The sequence below is a fragment of the Streptomyces phaeochromogenes genome (genome assembly GCF_001418655.1).
Taxonomy (GTDB): domain Bacteria; phylum Actinomycetota; class Actinomycetes; order Streptomycetales; family Streptomycetaceae; genus Streptomyces; species Streptomyces phaeochromogenes.
On the sequence record NZ_LIQZ01000527.1, the window covers coordinates 1 to 6,734 of the forward strand.

The 6,734-nt window shown below is 71.5% G+C and carries 8 protein-coding genes; 4 read left to right on the forward strand and 4 right to left on the reverse strand.

Features of this window, described 5'->3' with window-relative positions; all coding sequences use genetic code 11:
- Positions 1 to 21 precede the first annotated feature (21 nt).
- Complete coding sequence (gene pspAA / locus AOK17_RS44840; RefSeq protein ID WP_055618413.1) at positions 22 to 300, reverse strand: PspA-associated protein PspAA; 279 nt, start codon at positions 298 to 300, stop codon at positions 22 to 24.
- A gap of 34 nt (positions 301 to 334) precedes the next feature.
- The gene (locus tag AOK17_RS44845) at positions 335 to 1,129 is read right to left on the reverse strand and encodes a PspA/IM30 family protein (RefSeq protein WP_055618414.1); all 795 of its coding nucleotides are present in this window, start codon (positions 1,127 to 1,129) and stop codon (positions 335 to 337) included.
- A 278-nt stretch (positions 1,130 to 1,407) separates the two neighbouring features.
- On the opposite strand from AOK17_RS44845, the gene AOK17_RS44850 reads away from it, so the two are divergent.
- The 3 genes from AOK17_RS44850 (at position 1,408) to AOK17_RS44860 (ending at position 3,971) form a co-directional block, all read left to right on the forward strand.
- Positions 1,408 to 2,031 (forward strand): DUF3043 domain-containing protein, encoded by a 624-nt coding sequence (locus AOK17_RS44850; RefSeq protein WP_079053646.1) that lies wholly within the window; start codon positions 1,408 to 1,410, stop codon positions 2,029 to 2,031.
- A gap of 80 nt (positions 2,032 to 2,111) precedes the next feature.
- Complete coding sequence (locus AOK17_RS44855) at positions 2,112 to 2,816, forward strand: class I SAM-dependent methyltransferase (RefSeq protein ID WP_055618420.1); 705 nt, start codon at positions 2,112 to 2,114, stop codon at positions 2,814 to 2,816.
- 63 nt (positions 2,817 to 2,879) lie between these two features.
- Positions 2,880 to 3,971, forward strand: a complete 1,092-nt coding sequence (locus AOK17_RS44860) for a S1C family serine protease (protein ID WP_055618416.1) — start codon at positions 2,880 to 2,882, stop codon at positions 3,969 to 3,971.
- A gap of 83 nt (positions 3,972 to 4,054) precedes the next feature.
- Here the strand turns inward: AOK17_RS44860 and AOK17_RS44865 are convergent, their stop codons facing one another.
- Positions 4,055 to 4,267 carry a hypothetical protein gene (locus tag AOK17_RS44865; protein WP_055618417.1) on the reverse strand — a complete coding sequence of 71 codons (213 nt, stop codon included), beginning with the start codon at positions 4,265 to 4,267 and terminating at the stop codon, positions 4,055 to 4,057.
- A gap of 250 nt (positions 4,268 to 4,517) precedes the next feature.
- On the opposite strand from AOK17_RS44865, the gene AOK17_RS44870 reads away from it, so the two are divergent.
- Positions 4,518 to 5,717, forward strand: coding sequence for a bifunctional adenosylcobinamide kinase/adenosylcobinamide-phosphate guanylyltransferase (locus tag AOK17_RS44870; protein WP_055618418.1), 1,200 nt, complete (start codon positions 4,518 to 4,520; stop codon positions 5,715 to 5,717).
- On the opposite strand, the gene AOK17_RS44875 is transcribed toward AOK17_RS44870, so the two are convergent.
- Positions 5,701 to 6,734: class I SAM-dependent methyltransferase (locus AOK17_RS44875; protein ID WP_055618419.1), on the reverse strand; the 1,034-nt coding region annotated here is incomplete at its 5' end. The genes AOK17_RS44870 and AOK17_RS44875 overlap by 17 nt on opposite strands.

Consider the following 6,734-nt stretch of genomic DNA (forward strand, 5'->3'; position numbering starts at 1 on the left):
GGCGGCGGGGGCGAGGAAAAGTCAGCCCGGGATCAAGCCGTCGTCGTTCAGCATCTCTCGGACCTCCGAGAGGGTCGCGTCCGGGGACGGGAGGATCAGTTCGGAGGGTTCGAGGGCGGCGTCAGGGAGTGGCGCGCCAAGGTGGCGGACCGCGTCGAGGAGTGCCCCCAGCGTGCGCCGGAAGCCCTCCTCGTCACCGGACTGCATCTCCGCCAGGAGCTCGTCGTCCAGCTTGTTCAGTTCGGTGAGGTGGCCGTCGTCCAGCCTCACCTGTCCCTCCCCCATGATCCGTACGATCATGACGCCCTCCTCGGCGTGGGACTACTGCCTGCGGCTACTGCTTGTCGAAGCGCGGAGTGTCCTGCGGCTGCTGCTGGGACTGAGTCTGGTCCTTGCCGCCCTCGATCGCCTGCTGGGAGGAGGAACCGCCGGCCAGCTCGGCCTTCATCCGCTGGAGCTCCAGCTCCACGTCCGTGCCGCCGGAGAGCCGGTCGAGCTCGGTCTGGATGTCGTCCTTGGCGAGCCCGGAGGAGTCGTCGAGGGCGCCGGAGGCGAGCAGCTCGTCGATGGCACCGGCGCGCGCCTGGAGCTGCGCGGTCTTGTCCTCGGCGCGCTGGATGGCCATGCCGACGTCGCCCATCTCCTCGGAGATGCCCGAGAAGGCCTCGCCGATGCGGGTCTGCGCCTGGGCGGCCGTGTACGTCGCCTTGATCGTTTCCTTCTTGGTGCGGAAGGCGTCGACCTTGGCCTGGAGCCGCTGCGCCGCGAGGGTGAGCTTCTCCTCCTCGCCCTGGAGGGTCTGGTGCTGCGTCTCCAGGTCGGTGACCTGCTGCTGCAGCGCGGCACGGCGCGACAGCGCCTCACGGGCCAGGTCCTCACGGCCCAGCGCAAGCGCCTTGCGGCCCTGGTCCTCCAGCTTGGAGGACTGGTTCTGGAGCTGGTTCAGCTGCAGCTCCAGGCGCTTGCGGGAGGTCGCCACGTCGGCGACTCCCCTGCGCACCTTCTGCAGCAGCTCCAGCTGCTTCTGGTACGAGTAGTCGAGGGTTTCGCGCGGGTCCTCGGCCCGGTCAAGGGCCTTGTTCGCCTTCGCGCGGAAGATCATCCCCATACGCTTCATGACACCGCTCATGGGCTTCGCGCGCCCCCTTCTGACGGACTCCAGCTCCAGCGACTGCAACAGAACCCACAGTACGGGCCCTGCATCCATTACCGCACTGTTCGGGGACGGATGCGCTCATCCCCAAGGACGACTGTGAATGATCTTGCTCCGGCGTAGGGAGTAGGTGTCCCCCGGGGTTCGTCCCGGGGTCGGCCCGGAGAACCGTAGGCGGCCACCCCTTTTCAGGCTCCCTTGTCCCCCTACAGACGACCGGTGTTGCCGGATCGTTCCCCACTCGGCTGACGTCCATGCCTCCGTACCCATTACCCTTGGGTTTTGTGTTCCGTAGCCGTGCCAAGGATGAGAAGGCCCCCGCCGACAAGGCGCTGACCGACTCCACTCAGCCCCGTGACCCGCAGGCCCCCAAGGGTCGGCCCACGCCCAAGCGCAGTGAGGCCCAGTCCCAGCGCCGCAGCGTGGCCAATACGCCGACGACGCGCAAGGAGGCCGCCAAGCGGCAGCGTGACGATCGCCGTACCCAGATGGCGAAGCAGCGCGAAGCGCTCGCCAGTGGGGACGAGCGCTATCTGCCCGCCCGCGACAAGGGCCCCGTGCGCAAGTTCGCACGCGACTTCATCGACTCGCGGTTCTGCATCGCCGAGTTCTTCCTGCCGCTGGCGGTGATCATCCTCGTCCTGAGCATGGTCCAGATCGCCCAGCTGCAGAATGTGGCGCTGCTGCTGTGGCTCTTCGTGATCGTGATGATCATCGTCGACTCGATCGGCATCGCGATCCGCATGAAGAAGCAGCTCAACGCGCGCTTCCCGGACGAGCCCAAGCGCGGCGCGGTCGCCTACGCGCTGATGCGCAGCCTCCAGATGCGTCGCCTCCGGCTGCCGAAGCCGCAGGTCAAGCGCGGAGAGCGGCCCTGAGCGCGGCATCTTTCGCGGGGGGCGCGGCCGAAGCCTGGCTGAGCAAGCTGGGCGGTCTGCGTGATGTCGTACGACAGGAACTGGTCGCCCGGCAGCTCGACGAGCAGATAGCCGGGCGGTTCCCCGTCGGGCAGCGGCTGCGCGTGCTCGACGTCGGCATGGGCCAGGGCACGCAGGCGCTGCGGCTGGCCCGGGCCGGGCACCAGGTCACGGGGGTCGAGCAGGACTCCACGATGATCGCCGTCGCACGTGAGAGCCTCGCCGCCGAGCCCGAGGGGATCCGCAGCCGCGTGCGGCTCGTCGAGAGCGACGGGCGGGACACCGGCGTCCACTTCCTGCCGGGCAGCTTCGACGTGGTGCTCTGCCACGGCGTGCTGATGTACGTCGAGGAGCCCGACCCCCTCCTCGCCGGGCTCGCCCGGATGCTGGCCCCCGGCGGACTGCTCTCCCTGCTCGTACGGAACGCCGACGCGCTGGCCATGCGGCCGGGGCTGGCCGGCGACTGGGCGGACACCCTGGCGTCCTTCGACACCAGCGCGTACACGAACCGCCTCGGACTCGACGTCCGGGCCGACCGGCTCGACGCGCTCACCGGCACCCTCGCCGGGATCGGGGCGCCACTGCACGCCTGGTACGGGGTGCGGGTCTTCACGGACACCGCGGCGGACGACGCGGCCGTCCCGGACGACGTGGAGACGCTGCTGGCCGCCGAGGAGCGGGCCGGGCGGACCGATCCGTACCGCCGCGTGGCGGCCCTGCTCCACCTGTGCGGCGTACGGGGCTGAGAACCCCCCTGTTCGGCCCCGCACCGCAGGCCGGACCCGCCGCCCCGAGGCGAGACTCGGGGCATGGATGTCGCGTCGCCGCCCGCCCGGCCCCGTAGCCGCGCCCTTGCCCGTGTCCTTCCCTTGATCGCCGGCTGCTGCGTGGTTCTGCTCGGCGGGTGTTCCGGCAACGGGGCGTCGACCGGGAGCGAGGGTGGCACCGAGGCCGCACGGGCCGCCGCTCCCCGGGCCGCGAACGATCTGCAGGACGACTACCAGAAGGTGATCAAGGACGTCCTGCCGTCGGTCGTGCAGATCCAGGCGACCAGTGATCTGGGCTCCGGGGTCGTGTACGACGACAAGGGGCACATCGTCACGAACGCGCATGTGGTCGGGGACGAGAAGACCTTCAAGGTGACGACGGCCAACAGCGAGGACGAGCTGACCGCGAAGCTCGTCTCCACATACCCGCAGCAGGATCTCGCGGTCATCAAGCTGGACCGGAAGCCGGAGGGGCTGAAGGCGGCCGAGTTCGGGGACTCCTCGAAGGTGGACGTCGGCCAGATCGTGCTGGCGATGGGCTCACCGCTCGGGCTGTCGTCCAGCGTCACCCAGGGCATCGTGTCGGCGACCGGACGCACCGTCAGCGAGGGCAGTACGGACGGCGGTACGGGCGCCACCATCGCCAACATGGTGCAGACGTCGGCCGCGATCAACCCGGGCAACAGCGGTGGCGCCCTCGTCGACCTCGACGGGCAGGTCATCGGCATCCCGACGCTCGCGGCGACCGATCCCGGCATGGGCGAGGGCGCGGCGGCGGGCATCGGCTTCGCGATTCCCGCGTCGATGGTGCGTACGGTCGCCGACCAGATCGTCGAGGACGGCAGGGTCACCGATTCGGGGCGGGCCGCGCTCGGCATCACCGCCCGGACCGTGGTGGGCGCCGACTACCAGCCCGCCGGGGTCGCGGTGGTCGAGGTCAAGGACGGCGGCGCGGCCTCGAACGCGGGGATCGAGCGCGGGGACGTCATCACCGGGCTGGGTGACACCGGGATCACCACGGTCACCTCGCTCTCCGAGGCGCTCGCGGACCGGAAGCCGGGCGAGAAGGTGCGGGTGACGTACACCCGCGACGGTGACGAGAAGAACGCCGAGGTGACGCTCGGCGAGCAGTGACCCGGCGGGTGGTGCGGGCGAGCAGCGCAGGGGCCGCGGTCGTTCGTACGGCCGCGGCCCTCACGCGTATGGGCTACGGGGCCCTAGGAAGCCTCTGCGTGCAGGCTCATCGGACCGTAGATCTCCGTGGCGTCCTCAGAGAGACGGACCTGGTCCGCCCCTGCCTCGGCCAGCGCCTTCCAGTGTTCGCCGAGCCAGGACTCCGCGTCGCCCTGGGTGGTGAACTCCTCGGGCTGGACCGCGGGCTGGACTTCCGTCCCGTCGGCCTTCTCGAACCGCCACGTCCATGCCGCCATGTCAGCCTCCCAAAGTTCCCAGCAAGATCGGGCTCTCGCCCCGAAGCCTAGGCGGTCCGGTGGTTGTGCGGTGTTCAAAGGTGCAGGTCGTGAACCGTTGTGTGACGTCTGCGGGTTGTGGCGGGGTGCCCGCGCCCGCGGCGGAGCCGCAGATGTCACAGCCCCGCGCCCCTGAAAGACACAAGACAGGGGCACGCCATCGTCACCCCCTGACGCGCGGGACCCGGAGCCGCGCGGGAAAATCAGAACCGTGGAAGTGACTTTGCTTGGTACCGGTGGGCCCTCGGGGCTGCCTCGGCCCGACTGTCCCTGTGCTGCTTGCGCGGTGGCGCTGGGTGTGGACGCGCGCGCGGCTGCCGCCTTGTTGGTCGACGGGGCGTTGTTGGTGGATCTGACGCCCGGGGCCGCCTTCGCCGCGGCCCGGGCCGGGCGGTCGTTGGGCGGGGTGCGGCAGGTGTTGTTGTCGCATCCGCACAACGGGCCCGCGGTGGAGGTGCCCGCGGGGCTGCCGCAGCCGGGGCGGGTGCCGGACGGGCGGGAGCTGGCGCTGCTGACGGGGCATCGGGTGCGGGCCCTGCCGATGGACGCGCCGGGCACCGGTTACGCGGTGACCGGGCCGGACGGCCAGCGGCTGCTGTATCTGCCACCGGGCGCGGCGCCCGCGGGTCTTGAGGAGGCGGCCGGGGCGTACGACATGGTGGTCGCCGATGTCGTCGGGCGGCCGGACGCGCTGGCGCGGCTGCGGGTGGCGGGGGCCGTCGGGCCGGCCACGGACGTGATCGCGGTGCACCTCGACCACGACGTGCCGCCCGGCCGGGAGCTGGCGCGGCGGCTCGCGGCGGCAGGGGCACGGGCGGTGCCGGACGGTACGACGCTGACCGTGGGGGTGTACGAGGACGTGCCCGACGTGCCCCGGCGGACTCTGGTGCTCGGCGGGGCCAGGTCCGGGAAGTCCGTGGAGGCCGAGCGAAGGCTGGAGGCCTTTCCCGAAGTGCTGTACGTGGCCACCGGGGGGACGCGGAACGGGGACGGCGAGTGGGCCGCCCGCGTGCACGCCCACCGTGAGCGGCGGCCCGGCTCCTGGCGTACCGCCGAGACCTGTGACCTCGTACCCCTGTTGAAGGACGACGGGGCGCCGCTGCTCGTCGACTGTCTGTCGTTGTGGCTGACGGACGCGATGGACTCGGTGAACGCGTGGGACGACGACGAGTGGGGCGGTGGCGGCGAGCGCGCGCTGCGGGCCCGGGTGGAGGAGCTGACGGCCGCCGTCCGCGAGACCCGCCGCACGGTGGTCGCCGTCTCCAACGAGGTCGGCTCCGGCATCGTCCCCGCCACCCCCTCCGGCCGCCGCTACCGTGACGAACTCGGCCGCCTCAACGCGGCGTTCGCGACCGAGTGCGAACACGTACTGCTGGTGGTGGCGGGACAGGCGCTCACCCTGAAGGGTTAGGGGGAAGGGCCGGCGCAGGCCGGAGGGTGTGCCTGCCTGCCGTCTTGCGGGCGATGATCCGGTACGCGTTCGAGAAGCGGGTGCGGCGCAGGAGCGGGGCCAGGACGTGGTCCAGGGCGAAGGCGGAGGCCAGCAGCGGGGTGGTGGCCCGGGTCAGGGCCGTACGGAGGGTGCGCTGGAGGTCGGTCGGCGGGCTCGGGCGCCAGGGCTCGTCGCCGCCCGGCAGCCGGTTGCCGATCGCGAGGGCGAGGGCGCCCGTGAGGTCGTACGGGATGTGCGGTTCGCGGCGGTCGGTGGAGACGACCGTGCAGCCGAGTTCGTCGAGTTCGTCGAGCAGGTTGCGCAGCGGCATGAGGTGGAGGTGCTGCGGCTGGCAGTAGGAAACCCACCACTTGCCGAGCAGCGCCCCGAACGCGCAGTCCGGGTCCGGGACTTCGACGAGCAGATGCCCGCCGGGGCGCAGTACGGCGAGTGCGGCGCGCAGTTCCTCGCGCGGGTCGGGGCTGTGCTCCAGGTGGTGGAACATGCTGACCACGTCGTAGCGGGCGCGCAGCCGGTCGACCAGGTCGGGCAGCCGGCCGTGGTGCGCCTCCTCGACGCGGCCCGCCGTCAGCGCCTCCTCGACGCGCGAGGTGGGGTCGAGGCCGTCGAAGGACGTGTACGTGTACAACTCCTTGGCCGCCGCCGGGAAGTGGCCGTGGCCGGTGCCGACGTCCAGCCAGCTCTCCGGTTCGGGGTACGGGAGCATCGCGCGGGCGGCGGCCTCGTGGCGTCTGCGTCCGGCGCGGGCGCGCAGGATCCGCTCGGCGAAGCCCTCGTGGGTGTCGTGGTGCTCGTGGCCCTCGTAGAAGTCCCGGTAGTAGAAGGCCAGGCCCTCGGCGGTGAGGCGGGGGTTCTGGAAGGCGTGGGCGCAGTCCTCGCACTCGTCGACGACGAAGGTGCCGGGCTTGTGCTGGAGCAGGTCCGGGGTGCGCAGGCGGGTGCGCAGCCGCCGGGAGCCGCACCAGGGGCAGTCGG

Bases quoted from the DNA above. Each gene is read 5' to 3' on its own strand.
- AOK17_RS44845 (WP_055618414.1), bottom strand. From the start codon at position 1,129: ATGAGCGGTGTCATGAAGCGTATGGGGATGATCTTCCGCGCGAAGGCG.
- pspAA (WP_055618413.1), bottom strand. From the start codon at position 300: ATGATCGTACGGATCATGGGGGAGGGACAGGTGAGGCTGGACGACGGC.
- AOK17_RS44865 (WP_055618417.1), bottom strand. From the start codon at position 4,267: ATGGCGGCATGGACGTGGCGGTTCGAGAAGGCCGACGGGACGGAAGTC.
- AOK17_RS44860 (WP_055618416.1), top strand. From the start codon at position 2,880: ATGGATGTCGCGTCGCCGCCCGCCCGGCCCCGTAGCCGCGCCCTTGCC.
- AOK17_RS44850 (WP_079053646.1), top strand. From the start codon at position 1,408: ATGCCTCCGTACCCATTACCCTTGGGTTTTGTGTTCCGTAGCCGTGCC.